Source organism: Desulfuromonas sp., assembly GCF_002868845.1.
Classification (GTDB): Bacteria; Desulfobacterota; Desulfuromonadia; order Desulfuromonadales; family BM501; genus BM501.
In genome coordinates, this window is sequence record NZ_PKUB01000015.1 from 99,924 (window position 1) to 114,615 (window position 14,692).

A 14,692-nucleotide genomic window follows, 5' to 3' on the forward strand; every position below is an offset into this window, starting at 1 on the left:
GGCTCGGGGCGAAACAGGACCCGCCGAAAAGATGCAAAGATCGAACCATAAAAAAAGGGGGAGGGGAGCGTGGCTCCCCTCCCCCCTCGCGCAAGTTCGAAACGAAGACTAGAACTTGATGGTCAAAGACGTGTTGATGTCGTAGGCGGTGTCGACAGCCGGAAGCAGAGAGAATTCCTTGCCGGCAATCACGTCATCGATGTCTTTGGGCTCGCCCACGGGGGCGCCGCTGCCGGTGTACTCGTAATCGTAGTACAGGCCGCCGAGTTTGATGAACATGCGGGGATTGACCTCGAAGATGTAGTAGGCCTCGCCGACATGGCCGCGGGTGGCGAGCTTGCTGCCGATCACGTCGTCCTGGGACTGGGTGAAGGGAATCCAGTACTGGCTGCCGTAGTTGTACTCCAGGCCGAGTTTGCCCATGGGGGCGGGCACCTGGATACCGGCGTAGACGGACCAGCCGTCTTCCTCGTCGACGCTCACCGTCCTGCCCGTGGGGGCGAAGTTGGGGATCCCGTCCTGATCGGGGTCTCCGAAGTTGAAAAACTCCTGATAGTTCAGGAGCCCCCCGAAGGGGCCGGCTGCGCCGCTGGGATCGGTGCGGGTCCATCCCAGGGAGGTGAACCAGTTGACGCCGTTCATCTCCTCGCGGGCAAAACCGATGGCGCCGAGGTAGATATCGCCGATGTTTTCCCGGGCCTGCATGCGGGTCACGAAGTTGAAGCCGGGAAAGGCCTGGGGCACGGTGGAAAAGGCGGGGTCGAGTCCGGGAAATCCGAGGAACTGGTCGGGGATGGCGACCAGCCCTTTGAACCCGTCGGTCACGTCCAGGGCCGCGAAGGCGGTCAACTGCAGAAAGTTGGTGCCGTCGTTCCAGGCGTCAATGTTGAAGCCGCCGAGATGGGTGTCGTCAAGCTCCACCTGGTTGAAAAGCTCGCCGTTGCCCCACTCGGACTCGTAGCCCTGGCCGTAGCAGAAGCGCACGGTCTGGCCCTCGATACCGGTGTGCTCGCCGAGCTTGTAGCCGACGGTGATGCCGTCGAAGTTGAAGTTCACCAGGTGGCCGGTGGGGGTGCCGCCGCGCAGCTCGTTCTCGCGGTACTGGGTGTGGGGGCCGTAGGTGGAGGGACGGCGGCCGATGGAGAGGTAGAAGTTGCTGCCGCCGATGTCCTTCCAGTCGAAATAGGCCCGCTCGACGCGCAGCCAGTCGCCGGTGGTGTTGCCGGAGTTGGTGCCGTCCTGGGTGAAGCCGTTGAAGGAGTCGAAAACCTTGACACCGGAGGAGTCGCCCCAGTTCTTGTACATGGAGAGGCGGCCGGAGAAGTTGACGTTGTTGTAAACCTTGGCCTTCATGTTGAGGCGCAGGCGGGTAGTGTAGAGGATGTCGTTGTCGAGATCACCCGTTTCGCGCTTGATGGTCCCGTCAGGATTGAAGTTGACGGGCTCCAGGCCGAACGCTGGGTTGTCATCGAGCAGAAAGGGGAACTGGCCGACGGTGATGTCCTGGTAGTGAAGAGAGTCAGCCTTGACCCGCATATCGCCGGAGAAGCTGATGCGGTCGGTGGCCGTGTGCTTCTCGGCCGTATCGAGCCGGGAGGAGATGTCCTCGAGTTCCTCGGTCAGCTCCTCGATCTGCTTCTGCAGCTCAGCGGAAGTGACCTCAGCCATCGCGACGGTGGGGGCCGCGAACAGGGCCGCCAGCAGTACGATCAACATTGTGCGCATAAAATTGCCTCCTATAAGGGATTAGAAATTAACCGCAGGTCTGGGGCTGATCGGAGTCAGCGGCATGGTCATAAAGAAACTGGTGAATATCGAGCAGGTCCTTCTCGGGTTTGCCCTCGAAAACCTCGGGCTTGGCCCTGTGCCCTTTCTTGAAGAAGCGGTCCCACTGGGACATGGTCTTGCTCAGCGGAGTCATCTTGCCCCCTTCCCCCCCCTCGGAATGGCAGACCTTGCAGTTCTTCTTGTACAGGTACTTGCCTTTTTTGGGGTTCCCTCCCTCGACCGCGAATGCGGACGTGGCCGCAAAGGCCACAACGGCCAGGAGAGCAATAACTTTGGCGATACGTTTCATCTTTCTACCTCCGTAAATGGGTGTTGGCTGTGGCGGCCTTGCCGCCCGCAATGATAGTGAATCGTCGTTTCAGCTGCGGAAATTTAGCACAAAAAAACAATCGCAAAAACATATTCTTCATATATTCAGCTTTCACAATTCATGCCATCCCGCAAAATTCGCCCCTCATCACCCGCAAAAGGCACGCGGCGAACCGTCCCGAAGGGTTTCGCCCAGACTCCGACGTGGGTGAACAAAACCCACGTTTCGGGCATATAACCCAACCGAAAGGGTGAAATGACTCAGGACCGTATTAACAGAAAGACGCTGCACGCGGGAAGCCCTCCCCGGAACACAAATTAAAAACTTCCCGCGCCACCTCAGGTTCCAGGGCCGACAGCCCCTTCCCCCCACGCCCTTCGGAAGCCATAAAACCCTTTAATATTCAGTCTGTAAAGATACACTCGTACTTCTGCAAGTCAAGCAAAAACAACCTTTTCCCGCGCCCCCGGCCTCCCTCCCGCCGTCACTTCGTTCCAGAAGCCCCCCCGAAGGCCACAAACAGCCGCGTGCCACCGCCCGGCAGGGTGGGGCGCCGCAGAAGGGCAGACCTTCCTGCCATCCCAGAAAAAGGAAGCCGCTTCCCCCCGCGCCGGGGCGGCAAAGCGACCGGCTTTTGCCTTGACATCCCCCAGGGGTATTGCTAACGTTCAATCTTTGGTGGAGCCAACCTCATCCAAACCGCCAAAAACGCGGATTTACGCATGAAAATACTTGTTGCGGACAAATTTTCTCCCGAGGGGCTGCGGGTCTTCGAGGACGCCGAGGGCATCGACCTGGACTACCAGCCCGGTCTTGCCCCCGCCCAGTTCCTCGAAGCCATCCCCGAAGTGGACGCCCTGATCGTCAGGGGGGGCACCCAGGTCACCGAGGAGGTCCTGCGCGCGGCCAAAAAACTGCGCGTCGTGGGCCGTGCCGGCATCGGGGTGGAAAATATCGACCTGGCGGCCGCCAACCGCAAGGGGGTGGTGATCATGAACACCCCCTTCGGCAGCACCACCACCACCGCGGAACATACCATCGCCATGATGCTCTCCCTGGCCCGGCAGATCCCCGAGGCCAGTCGGTCGATCAAGGCAGGGCATTGGGAGAAGGACCGTTTCCTGGGGGGGGAGATCGCCGGGAAGACCCTCGGGGTCATCGGAGCCGGAAAGATCGGCCGCCTTGTCGTGGAGCGGGCCCGGGGGCACCAGATGCGGGTCATCGTCTACGACCCCTACCTGACCGAGGAGACGACCCGGCAGATGGGCGCCGAGCAGGTCGACTTCGACGAACTGCTGTCCCGCTCGGACTTCATCACCCTGCACATCCCGCTGACTTCGGAAACCGCCGGCCTCCTGGCCGAGGACACCCTGCAGAAGGTCAAGCCGGGCTGCCGCATCGTCAACTGCGCAGTCGGCGGATTGATCGACGAGCCCGCCCTGGCCTCCGCCATCGAGGAGGGGCGGGTGGCCGGAGCCGCCCTCGACGTCTTCGCCAAGGAACCGCCGGACAGGGACAACCCGCTGCTGGCCATGGAGCAGGTGATCTGCACCCCCCACCTGAGGGCCGCCACGGTGGACGCCCAGGTGAACGTGACGGTTCAGGTCGCCCACCAGATCGTCGATTTCCTGCAGAAGGGGATCGTGGTCAACGCTCTCAACGTGCCGTCCATCAGCGAGGACCTGCTGGCGGAGATCCGCCCTTACCTGGAACTTGCCGAACGGCTCGGCTCCTTCCAGGCCCAGTATCACGCCCAGGGACTGCACACGGTCACCATCGAATACGCCGGCAGCGTCACCGAACACCCGACCGGCCACTTGACCATCGCCCTGCTCAAGGGCCTGCTGACGCCGATGCTCGGCGCCATGGTCAACTACGCCAACGCCCCCTACCTCGCCAGAGAGAGGGGCATCCGGGTTGTGGAGACCAAGAGCAGCACCACGGAGGGATTCGCCAACTCGATCCGGCTCATCGTTTCCGGAATCGACGGGGACCACTCGGTCAGCGGAACCCTCTTCGGGGAGAACGACTACCGCATCGTGTGCGTCGACGACTACCAGGTCGAAACCGTTCCTCACGGCCACATCCTGGTCCTGCACAACCATGACCGGCCCGGGGTCATCGGCCTGGTCGGCCAGGTGCTCGCCGAAGCCCGCATCAACATCGCCATGATGAACCTGTCACGGCACAAGATCGACGGCAAGTCAATTTCCCTCCTCGGTGTCGACAGCAAAATACCCGAGGAGGTACTGGCCAGGCTGCGGGACAACGAGAACATCCTCTCCGCGGTGCAGATGCACCTCTAAAGGGCGCGGCGAGCCCCCTTCACGCTCCCGGGACGCCCCAACTTATCGAGAATTAGAAACCGCCATGACCCGACACCACGACACGCCCGAGGCCGCGATCCCCAAAGGGGTCAGGGACTTCCTCCCCATCAAGGCCGCCAAAATAGAACACCTGAGCCGGACCCTGCAGGACGTCTTTTCCCGCTGGGGTTTCCGGCCGGTCATCCCTCCCTCCCTCGAGGACCTGCAGGCCCTCGAAAGAGGCCTGGGCGGGGGACTTCAGGAGAAGACCTTTCGCTTCGACGACCGCCAGAGCGGCCGACTGGTGGCGATCCCCCCGGACATCACGCCCCAGGTGGCCCGGATCGTGGCGACCCGCATGCGGGAGATCCCCCTGCCCCTGCGCCTGTGCTACTCGGGCCGGGTCCTGCGCCACACCGAGCAGCAGGCGGGCAAGGACCGGGAAATCTTCCAGTCCGGCGTGGAAATGATCGGCCTCGACGGCCCCGAGGCCGACGCCGAAATGATCGCCATGGCAGTCGAATGCTTCAAGGCCCTCGGCGCCACCGAGTTCACCCTCGACATCGGGCAGGTGGAGTTCTTTCGCGGGGTGATGACCGACCTGCCCCTGCCCGCCCCCCTGGCCCGCGAGGTGGAATCGGCCATCGCCCGCAAAGACAGCTCCGGCCTGAAGGCCCTGCTGGAGAAGGTCCCCCTGAGCGACCGGGCCCTGGAAGAGATCCACGCCCTGCCCCGCCTGTTCGGCGGCCGCGAGGTCCTCGACCGGGCCGCCGGGGTCGTCAAGAACGACCGCTCCCGCCGCGCCCTCGACAACCTGGTCCGGGTCCTCGAAATCCTCGAGGTCTACGGGGTGCAGGAACACGTCACCTTCGACCTCGGCGAACTGCGCGGCCTCGACTACCACACCGGCATCACATTCCAGGGTTTCCTTCCCGGAATGGGGCGGGCCGCCTGCCACGGGGGCCGCTACGACAACCTGACCGCCCGCTACGGCTACCCCGCGCCGGCCACCGGGTTCACCTTCAACCTGCTCAACCTCCTGTTCGCCCTCGACAAGCAGCTCGACCAGGTTGCGGCTCACAGCACCGACATACTGATCTTCCAGGCCGGAGCCCAGAAAGAAAAGGCTCAGCGCCTCGCCCGCGCCCTGCGCGAACGCGGCTACTCGGCCGCCCGGGACATCATCCCCCGCGGCCTGGATGACACCCTCGCATATGCCCAGAAAATGAACTTCCGTTTTGTCATGATCATCGGGGAAAAGGACGGCGAGGTCCAGATCATCCGCCTCGCCGACGGTTCCGAGACGCGGCTCGCCTACGAGGCGGTCCTCGACGAGAACTTCTCCCTCTGAACCCCGCCAGGAGACAGAAAACATGGCCAATGTAGTTATCGTAGGCGCCCAGTGGGGCGACGAAGGCAAAGGCAAGGTCGTTGACATCTATACCGAGTACGCGGGCGAAGTCGTCCGCTACCAGGGGGGCAACAACGCCGGCCACACCCTGGTCGTCGGCGACGAGAAAACCATCCTCCACCTCATCACCTCCGGCATCCTCCACGAGGGCAAGCGCTGCGTCATCGGCAACGGTGTGGTCCTCGACCCGGGGGTCTTCCTCCAGGAGATCGAGAACCTCAAGAAAAAGGGTTACCTCAAGGACGACAGCCAGCTCGTGGTCGACGGCAACGTGCACATCATCATGCCCTACCACAAGGCCATCGACATCGCCCGCGAGAAGAGCTCGGGAGACCGCAAGATCGGCACCACCGGCCGAGGCATCGGCCCCACCTACGAGGACAAGGTCGGCCGCCGCGGCATCCGCTTCATCGACCTGCTCAACCCCCAGGGTTTCGCCCGCAAGCTCGGCGAGGTCCTCCCCGAGAAGAACTTCTACCTCGAAAAGTTCCTCGGCGAGCCTCCCCTGAGCGAAGAGGCGATCCTCGAGGAGTACGGCGCCTACGCCCAGTCCCTCAAGCAGTACCTCGGCTGCGCCTCGCGGCTTCTCAACGAAAGCGTCGACGCCGGCCGCAACATCCTCTTCGAGGGCGCCCAGGGCAGCCTGCTCGACATCGACCACGGCACCTACCCCTACGTCACCTCCTCCTCCACCATCGCCGGCGGGGCCTGCACCGGCACCGGCGTCGGCCCGCGCCACATCGACCAGGTCATCGGCATCTCCAAGGCCTACGTCACCCGCGTCGGCGAAGGCCCTTTCCCCACCGAACTGCATGACGAGATGGGCGAGCGGCTCCGCAAGGCCGGCAACGAGTTCGGCTCCACCACCGGCCGGCCCCGCCGCACCGGCTGGTTCGACGCCGTGGCCCTGCGCGAGGGGGTGCGCACCAGCGGCATGAGCGGCCTGGCCATCACCAAGATGGACGTGCTCAACGAACTCGAGACGATCAAGATCTGCACCGCCTACTCCTACCGGGGCGAGATGCTCGACTACTTTCCCCAGGACTTCGAGGTCCTTCGGGAATGCAACCCGGTCTACGAAGAAGTCGAGGGCTGGAAATGCGACATCTGCGGCGCCACCAGCTACGACGAGTTGCCCGTCCAGGCCCGCAACTACCTGAAGAAACTGGAGGAGGTCACCGGCTGCCCGGTCGTCCTGGTCTCCGTCGGTCCGCGCCGCGACCAGACCATCCAGATCGTCAACCCCTTCGCCTGAAAAAAGAGAAAAAAAGGGGGTTGACTTGCCCCCGGGAATCCAGTATAAAGTCTTCTTTCGCTACACGGGCCGGTAGCTCAGTTGGTAGAGCATCTGACTTTTAATCAGATGGTCGTGGGTTCGATCCCCCCCCGGCTCACCATTTCAACACTGTACGCGCAGGGTCATTTCCTGCTGGGTACTTGAAGTNGGGTACTTGAAGTTTCAGGTCCCTATCGTCTAGCCTGGCCCAGGACACCGCCCTTTCACGGCGGCGACGGGGGTTCGAATCCCCCTGGGGACGCCAAAACGAGAAGAGCCCTTCCATGCATATGGGAGGGCTCTTCTCGTTTTTATCGATTGGGGATTCGAAGCGAAACGAGCGCTGACCGAATGTCAGAAGACCGACCAGGGATGATCGCGGCAGCGAGTGGAGGGGAGCCGACGCATGAGCCCGCGTGATGCGGGCGAAGAAGTGGGCGAATCCCCCCGGGGACAGTCGCAAAGAACGGGACAGCCCCCAAAACGCTCAATACAATCGATTGACGATACTACAGCATGTCGACACTATAGCCTTATGATTCGCAACTTCCTCTGCAAAGGGACCGAAAAGCTTTTCCACGGCCGGTTTTCCCGAGAACTGCCGCAGGACATGCAACGCATCGCCCAGCGCAAGCTGGTCCAGCTCAGCGCCGCCGCCAGTCTCGATTTCCTGCGCGTCCCGCCCGGCAACCTCCTCTAACAACTCCCCGGCGACCGAGCCGGGCAATGGAGCATCCGCATCAACGACCAGTGGCACATCTGCTTCCGCTGGCAGGACGGCAGCGTTCTCGATGTAGAAATCGTCGATTACCATTAAAGGAGTACCCGACATGAAAAGCGCGACCTTCCCCCAGTGCATCCCGGCGAAATCCTGCTTGAGGATTTTCTCAAGCCGATGGACATCACCCGATACCGCCTCGCCAAGTCGATCGGGGTGCCGCAGCGCCGGGTCGATGAAATCTGCGCCGGCAAACGCGCCGTCACCGCCGACACCGCCCTGCGACCCGCCCGCTTCTTCGGCACCGACGCCCAGAGTTGGATGAACCTGCAAAGCGCCTACGACCTCGAAGTGGCCGAAACCAAACTCGCAGGCAAACTCGACCGCGAGGTCACGCCCCCAGACGCAGCCTAGGGACTGGCTGCTTTGCCAACTATGCAAAATTACCTGCCCCCTACCCACTGCCGTTCGACCAACGGTCTGCCAACCGGGGACAGGCACCCTGCGGGAGCCAGTCCCCTCCCCCGACGGAAACCCAACCCTTGCACCTTGCCTTGAATGCGCATATAGTATGCGTATAATATTCTTTGCGGAGGCACACATGGAACCGGCCTACGATCTCAAAGCGCCCAAGAAGCCGACCAACCTCAGCCTCAACAGCGATCTGCTGAAACAGGCCAAAGCCCTCAACATCAACCTCTCCCGGGCTCTCGAAGAGCGCCTCGCCGAACTGGTCCGCGAGGCCCGCCGCGCACAGTGGCTGAGGGACAACCGGCCGGCCCTCGAGGAGTACAACCGCCGGGTCGAGCAGGAAGGCGTCTTCAGCGACGGCCTGAGGCGGTTCTGATGGCCCAGTTCGACGTCTACCGCAACCCCGGCCTCGAAACCCGGGAGTCGATCCCCTACCTGCTCGACGTCCAGAACGCATTGCTCGACGCCCTGGCCACCCGCATCGTCGTGCCGCTGGTCAGGCGCTCCGTCATGCCAAGGCCGGCCGAGCACCTCAACCCCGCTTTCAACATCGAAGGTGAGCCGGTGGTGATGTCTACCGCCGAGCTGGCCGGTATATCCCGGCATGCCCTCGGGGAGCGGGTCGGATCTTTGGCGGAGCATCGTTCCGAAATTGTTTCAGCCATCGACTTTCTCGTCACCGGCATCTGAGGGACTGGCTACTTTGGGATTTATCAAAGTTGCCTGTCCCCTTACCCGTACCCACGGGGACAGGCACCCTGCGGGAGCCAGTCCCCATCGACTGTCGCCCTATCTGCTGCCACTTGACGACCTGCCGTCTCCCGGGGACTGGCTACTTTGGGGTTTTTTCAAAGTTGCCTGTCCCCCTACCCGCAGCCGTTCGACGACCTGTCTGCTCAGAGGGGACAATGACCGTGTCTACCCAAGGGGACAGGCACCCTGCGGGAGCCAGTCCCCTTCGACTGTCGCCCTAACAACTTGTTATTTCATGGGGACAGGCACCTACGGAGCCTGTCCCCAAGGCGACGCCGCGGTGGAGGCTCAGTTTCAGCTTGTTCAGCTCCCTGCCGGATAGCGGCGTATCGACATAGGCGGCCCAGTCGGCGGGCACCTCGAACATCCCCTCGTCGGTCAGTCCTCGTTCGGTCTCGCCGAGGTTCTCCCGGTGGGAGGACCAGTGCCACTCTCGCGCCGAACTCACCATCTTCGCCTGCACCGGGTTGCCTTCCACGTAGCGGGCCGCCGTCACCAGGTGCTCGTCGTCCTGAACGATGAAACTTTTAAAGCGTCCCTGCCAGATGTGGCCGCTGGTGCCGTGGTGGCGGTGGTAGCGGCGTACGTGACTCGTCATCAGCCAGCGCATCCACTTGCTAAGGTCTTCTCCAAGGGTCGGCTTCACCAGCAGGTGAAAATGGTTCGACATCAGGCAGTAGGCGATCACCTTGACCGGGTAGCGCTCCTTCGCCTCACCGATCAACTTCACAAACGCCTCGAAGTCAGCCGGCTTGTGAAAGACATTACTCCGCCCGTTCCCTCGATTGAGAACGTGATAGACCTCGCCATCCACCAAAGCCCGCGCAGCCCTCGGCATCTCCCCCCTCCTTTTAGTTGGCCTCTGCTGAGGGGGACAGGACCTGAAACCCGCCCCCCGGTCGCTAGGGACTGGCTACTTTGCGTAGTCTGCAAAGTTGCCTGTCCCTCTCACACAACCGCTCAATCTTTAATTAAAAGGTGCCTGTCCCCCTCAGGGTCTCTTAAGAGTGATCTGTCCCCTTCAGGGTCTTTTTATTTTGAAAAAGCGAATAAATTTAATAACGAGTAAAAACAAAAACCCCCACCAAATAGACCCTATCATTAAAGACCATTTTGAAATTGCTACTTGCCCACCAACTGCATATATAAGTGAAAAAGGCAAATCTAACAAAATCAACAAGTAGCAACTCTCCTCATCGCATAAAAAATTAAATCTTTGAACATCAAAACTAACAACAAGTATCCAAACAGCTGCATGAAATAACACACCAAAAATAAAACTTTCAAAATCTTTACTTATTTTTTTATTCATAAAACATCACCATATTTTGTTTTCAATTTTTTTCCATACTTTTTCTGTATGCAAATCACCATGACTTATTGAAAAAGGGTCTCCGTAATTTATTCACCTTGTATCTACATCACCTTGTCCCAAGCTAATTATAGACTCAGAATTGACATTAATTGCACTTGTGTCTAATCTGCCAGCGGCACCAATATCAACGTGTCTACCCAAGGGGACAGGCACCTGAAAACCATCCCCCGGTCGCTTGGGACTGGCTACTTTGCGCAGTCTGCAAAGTTGCCGGGGGAGTTCCGGGGACAGTATACTCATCTCTTGTTTGGCCTGGGTTCTAAGGTCGTTAAATCCGCCCCATTGCGTCCACCAATCTCTCGACAAACACCTCCCCTCCCGTGGCGCTCGACCACTCCTGCCACCACCGGATTCATCTCGATGTACCGCTACGCCAAAACCAGATGCTCTTCGTCCATGGGGAAAGATGCAAATCATTCTGGCCATAAATGCCCGCGCCATTTCTCTCGAAAATTGATCTGCGGGTATAGCGGCAATGCGATTCGCCGATGGCGGGCCTAACCTCTCTTTACAATTAAAGGTCTGTTGCCGACGATTCCCCCGCCGGGCAATGTGATGTGGGCACCGTTGATCGACAGCCCTTGCGATTCTGACAATGCCCTACCATAACAGTCCCATTAAAACCAACCAAGACAAAACCACTATCCCCGACCCTCAAGAGGGGCTGTCCTCGCCTCGCCGCCTGTGGTATGTTGCACTCGGTTCTCCTTTGACCCTTTGGATGCGATCTGCCTATGACCGAAAAAGAAAACATCGTCGAGATCTTCTCCGACGGCGCCTGCTCGGGCAACCCCGGTCCCGGAGGCTGGGGCACCCTGCTGCGCTCCGGCGGCAGGGAGCGGGAACTCTCCGGATACGAGCCCCGGACGACCAACAACCGCATGGAGCTCATCGGCGCCATCGAGGGGCTGGCGGCGCTGAAGCGCCCCTGCCGGGTCCACCTGACGACCGACTCCCAGTACGTCAAGAAGGGGATCACCGAGTGGNGTGGGAGCGACTCCTGGAGGTCTCCCAAAAGCACCAGGTGGAGTGGTGCTGGGTGCGCGGCCACGCCGGCCACCCGGAGAACGAGCGCTGCGACGAGCTGGCCCGGGCGGCGATCGAAAAGGGACGGGGATAGAGAAAAACAGGAAAAAGAACAGTCCTTCGGGGCGGAGCCGACAACGGCTCCGCCCTTTTTTTGCGACCTGTTCCTGGCATTTCGAGAAGGCGTGCTCAAAACCAGAACGATGCTACACGCCCCCCTCCCCCCTCGCCATGGACAAACGGCCTTTTTCTGCTAACATTAGAAGCTGTTTCGTCCCCCCTCCCGGGACCGTCGAAATCCCGCCGTCCGCATCCGGCGGCCGGGGCTTCTCCACATCCGCTGACGAGCCGCCATGCCTTCTGCCGCCCCCCCAGCGCCTCCGATTCTTCCCGCCGCGGGCGAGGCCCCGCCATCGCTGGAGGCCCTCCTCTCCCTCGGGCTCTACGGCGCGATCGCGGTCTTTCTGATCGGCGTCCTCCTCTTTCTCGCCTGGTTTCTCGGCCATAAAACCCGCAGCGAGGCCAAGGGCCAGCCCTACGAGTCGGGGATCCTTCCCTCCGGCGTGGCCCGCCTCGGCGAGCCGGTCCCCTTCTACCTCGTCGCCATCTTCTTCATCGTCTTCGACGTGGAGGCGGTCTTCATCGTCTCCTGGGCGGTGGCCTACGACCTGCTCGGTTGGGCCGGCTTCTGGCAGATCACCTTCTTCATCGTCATCCTCTTTTTCGGCCTGCTCTACCTGTGGAAGATGGGCGGGCTCGACTGGGGGCCGAGCGCCGAGCGCAAGGCGCGCCCGCGGGGGAGGACCGAATGAGCCGGGAGATCCCCGACAACGTCATCCTCACGACCCTCGACGACGCCATCAACTGGGGGCGCAAAAACAGCATGTGGCCGATGTTCTTCGGCCTGTCGTGCTGCTTCGTGGAGATGATGACGAGCATGACCCCGCGCTTCGACCTGGCCCGCTTCGGCGCCGAGGTGCTGCGCGGCACCCCCCGCGAGGCTGACCTGATGGTCGTCTCGGGAACCCCCTTCAAGAAGATGGGGGCGACGATCCTGCGCCTCTACGAGCAGATGCCCAACCCCAAGTGGGTGATCTCCATGGGGAGCTGCTCCAACTCGGGGGGGATGTACGACACCTACAGCGTTATCCAGGGGGTCAACCAGATCGTCCCGGTCGACGTCTACGTGCCGGGCTGCCCGCCGCGCCCCGAGGCGTTCATGCAGGGTCTGATGCTCCTGCAGGAGAAGATCGCCGCCGAGGAGAAGCCGGCGCGCAAGGTCCTCGGCCTTTCGGGCGGCAGCGAGGGGACGACGGTGCCGATCCTCGTCGACGGCGAGACCAAGAGCCGCGACACCCGCGGCCCCGGTTACGGCAGCAGCCCGATCCGCGGCGCCAGCGCCCAGCACCCCTTTTTCAGGAGTAGCCGCTCGCCCCAGTTGTGGACCCCGCCCCAGCCGCGCATTGACTTCCCCCCCTCGACGCCCGACCTGAAGCAGGCGCTACAGGAGCGCTTCGGCGAGGAGGTCACCGAGGACCCGGACGGGGCGGACATGCCGACCCTCCTCACCTCCGCGGAGCGGGCCCCGGAACTGCTGCGCTTTTTGAAGGAGGAGGCCCCGAAGCGGTTCCGCCGCCTGGAAGACGTCACCGCGATCGACGAGAGCGCCCGGCAGAGCCGCCCGGACCACGACCTCTCCCTCGTCTACCACCTCCTCTCCTTCGACGACCCCGGCTACCTGCGGGTCAAGGTCCCCCTGGAAGGCCCCGAACCGGAGGCGCCGTCGATATCGGAGATCTGGCCAAGCGCGGACTGGTACGAGCGCGAGGCGTTCGACATGTTCGGGGTGCGCTTTGCCGGCCACCCGGACCTGCGCCGCATCCTCATGCCCGACTCGTGGCAGGGACACCCCCTGCGCAAGAGCCACCCCTTCCGGGCCACCGAAATGCCCCCCTACACGGCGGAGACGGCGGCGACCATGACACCGAAGGACGGAGGCGACTTTTTCAAGGGGGAGAAGGTCGGCGAGGCCGAAAAGACGATGATCCTCAACCTCGGCCCCCATCACCCCGGGACCCACGGGGTGCTGCGCCTGGTGCTGAAACTGGAGGGAGAGGAGATCGTCGACATCGACGCGGACATCGGCTACCACCACCGCGCCGCCGAAAAAGTGGGGGAGCGCCAGCACTGGAGCCAGTTCATCCCCTACACCGACCGCATCGACTATCTCTCGGGGATCCAGAACAACCTCGCCTACCTGTACCCCCTGGAAACCCTCCTCGGGGTCGAGGTGCCGGAGCGGGCTCAGGCGATCCGGGTGCTGCTCTGCGAGCTCTTCCGCATCGCCAACCACCTCGTCTGGCTCGGCACCTTCGCCCACGACGTGGGGGCGATGACCCCGGTTTTCTACGCCTTCGAGTCGCGGGAGAAGATCTTCGACATCGTCGAGATGATCACCGGCGGGCGCATGCACCCCTCGTGGCTGCGCATCGGCGGGGTGCCGCTCGATCTCCCCGAGGGGTGGAAGGGGGCCGTCGACGCGTTCACGGTGGACTTCGACCGGCGCATCGGGGAGTTCGACACCCTCCTCTCCGACGGGCCGATATTCAGGGCCCGCACCGAGGGGGTCGGCCCGATCAGTCTCGACGAGGCCATCGACTGGGGCCTCTCCGGCCCCAACCTGCGTGCCTGCGGCCTGGCCTGGGACCTGCGCCGGGCGATGCCCTACTCGGGCTACGAGCGCTACGACTTCGAGGTGGCAACGGCCGAAGGAGGCGACTCCTATGCCCGCTACCGGGTGAGGCTGGAGGAGATGCGCCAGTCCCTGAAAATCGTCCGCCAGGCGGCCGAGACGATGCCGGGAGGGCCGTGGACGAGCGGCGACTACCGCCACACCTACCCGAGGCGCGAGGACGGCCTGCGGGACATCGAGAGCCTCATCCACCATTTCGTCAACGTGACCCGCGGCCCGACCGCCCCCCGGGGCGAGTGCTACAGGGCCATCGAGTCGAGCAAGGGCGAATGCGGCTACTACCTCGTCTCCGACGGGGGGAGCGGCCCCTATCGCTGCCGCATCCGCACCCCGAGCTTCGCCCATATGCAGGCCCTGCCGATGATGAGCCGCGGCTGGCTGATCGCCGACCTGATCACCATCCTCGGGTCGATCGACTTCGTGCTGGCGGACCTGGACCGGTAACGGCTTTGCAGACCAGAAAAACAAGGAGAAAGACCTTCTCGCACGCCCGTTCGCTACGCTCA

At 62.2% G+C, this 14,692-nt stretch carries 12 protein-coding genes, 2 tRNA genes and 3 pseudogenes; 13 read left to right on the forward strand and 4 right to left on the reverse strand.

Translation table 11 applies throughout. From position 1 onward, the window contains the following. Positions 1-108: 108 nt before the first annotated feature. Positions 109-1,725 carry a DUF3373 domain-containing protein gene (locus C0617_RS04340; RefSeq protein WP_291315791.1) on the reverse strand — a complete coding sequence of 539 codons (1,617 nt, stop codon included), beginning with the start codon at positions 1,723-1,725 and terminating at the stop codon, positions 109-111. Positions 1,726-1,753: 28 nt separating this feature from the next. After that, the gene (locus C0617_RS04345; protein ID WP_291315792.1) at positions 1,754-2,077 is read right to left on the reverse strand and encodes a cytochrome c; all 324 of its coding nucleotides are present in this window, start codon (positions 2,075-2,077) and stop codon (positions 1,754-1,756) included. A gap of 743 nt (positions 2,078-2,820) precedes the next feature. Here C0617_RS04345 and serA point away from each other — a divergent pair. The 9 genes and pseudogenes from serA (at position 2,821) to C0617_RS04390 (ending at position 8,970) form a co-directional block, all read left to right on the forward strand. Beyond that, entirely contained in the window at positions 2,821-4,404 is a 1,584-nt protein-coding gene (gene serA / locus C0617_RS04350) for a phosphoglycerate dehydrogenase (RefSeq protein WP_291315793.1), read from the forward strand. A gap of 64 nt (positions 4,405-4,468) precedes the next feature. Further along, positions 4,469-5,755 carry an ATP phosphoribosyltransferase regulatory subunit gene (locus C0617_RS04355; RefSeq protein WP_291315794.1) on the forward strand — a complete coding sequence of 429 codons (1,287 nt, stop codon included), beginning with the start codon at positions 4,469-4,471 and terminating at the stop codon, positions 5,753-5,755. A gap of 22 nt (positions 5,756-5,777) precedes the next feature. Then, positions 5,778-7,070 (forward strand): adenylosuccinate synthase, encoded by a 1,293-nt coding sequence (locus tag C0617_RS04360; protein WP_291315795.1) that lies wholly within the window; start codon positions 5,778-5,780, stop codon positions 7,068-7,070. Positions 7,071-7,136: 66 nt separating this feature from the next. Continuing rightward, a tRNA-Lys gene (locus tag C0617_RS04365) sits at positions 7,137-7,212 on the forward strand. A gap of 66 nt (positions 7,213-7,278) precedes the next feature. Continuing rightward, positions 7,279-7,356, forward strand: a tRNA-Glu gene (locus C0617_RS04370). Between the two features lie 270 nt (positions 7,357-7,626). Beyond that, positions 7,627-7,908: pseudogene (locus C0617_RS16980) on the forward strand (type II toxin-antitoxin system RelE/ParE family toxin). Positions 7,909-7,944: 36 nt separating this feature from the next. Further along, complete coding sequence (locus C0617_RS04380; RefSeq protein WP_291315797.1) at positions 7,945-8,223, forward strand: HigA family addiction module antitoxin; 279 nt, start codon at positions 7,945-7,947, stop codon at positions 8,221-8,223. A gap of 187 nt (positions 8,224-8,410) precedes the next feature. Then, on the forward strand, positions 8,411-8,656 hold the full coding sequence (locus C0617_RS04385; RefSeq protein WP_291315798.1) for a type II toxin-antitoxin system CcdA family antitoxin: 246 nt from the start codon (positions 8,411-8,413) through the stop codon (positions 8,654-8,656). Then, complete coding sequence (locus C0617_RS04390) at positions 8,656-8,970, forward strand: CcdB family protein (RefSeq protein WP_291315799.1); 315 nt, start codon at positions 8,656-8,658, stop codon at positions 8,968-8,970. The genes C0617_RS04385 and C0617_RS04390 overlap by 1 nt, the downstream gene beginning before the upstream one ends. Before the next feature lie 280 nt (positions 8,971-9,250). Here C0617_RS04390 and C0617_RS04395 read toward each other — a convergent pair whose 3' ends face one another. Further along, entirely contained in the window at positions 9,251-9,871 is a 621-nt protein-coding gene (locus C0617_RS04395) for a transposase (RefSeq protein ID WP_291315800.1), read from the reverse strand. Between the two features lie 183 nt (positions 9,872-10,054). Beyond that, positions 10,055-10,345, reverse strand: coding sequence for a hypothetical protein (locus C0617_RS04400; RefSeq protein WP_291315801.1), 291 nt, complete (start codon positions 10,343-10,345; stop codon positions 10,055-10,057). 875 nt (positions 10,346-11,220) lie between these two features. On the opposite strand from C0617_RS04400, the pseudogene C0617_RS04405 reads away from it, so the two are divergent. The 4 genes and pseudogenes from C0617_RS04405 to C0617_RS04420 all read left to right on the forward strand — a co-directional run. Further along, positions 11,221-11,394 (forward strand): annotated as a pseudogene (locus tag C0617_RS04405) (RNase H family protein); the annotation flags it as partial. Between the two features lies 1 nt (position 11,395). Continuing rightward, positions 11,396-11,528 (forward strand): annotated as a pseudogene (locus C0617_RS04410) (RNase H family protein); the annotation flags it as partial. A 259-nt stretch (positions 11,529-11,787) separates the two neighbouring features. Further along, positions 11,788-12,246 (forward strand): NADH-quinone oxidoreductase subunit A, encoded by a 459-nt coding sequence (locus C0617_RS04415; RefSeq protein WP_291315802.1) that lies wholly within the window; start codon positions 11,788-11,790, stop codon positions 12,244-12,246. Beyond that, positions 12,243-14,630: an NADH-quinone oxidoreductase subunit B/C/D gene (locus C0617_RS04420; protein ID WP_291315803.1), complete on the forward strand. Its 2,388-nt coding sequence runs from the start codon at positions 12,243-12,245 to the stop codon at positions 14,628-14,630. Before C0617_RS04415 ends, C0617_RS04420 begins: the two co-directional genes overlap by 4 nt. The last annotated feature ends 62 nt before the right edge of the window (positions 14,631-14,692 follow it).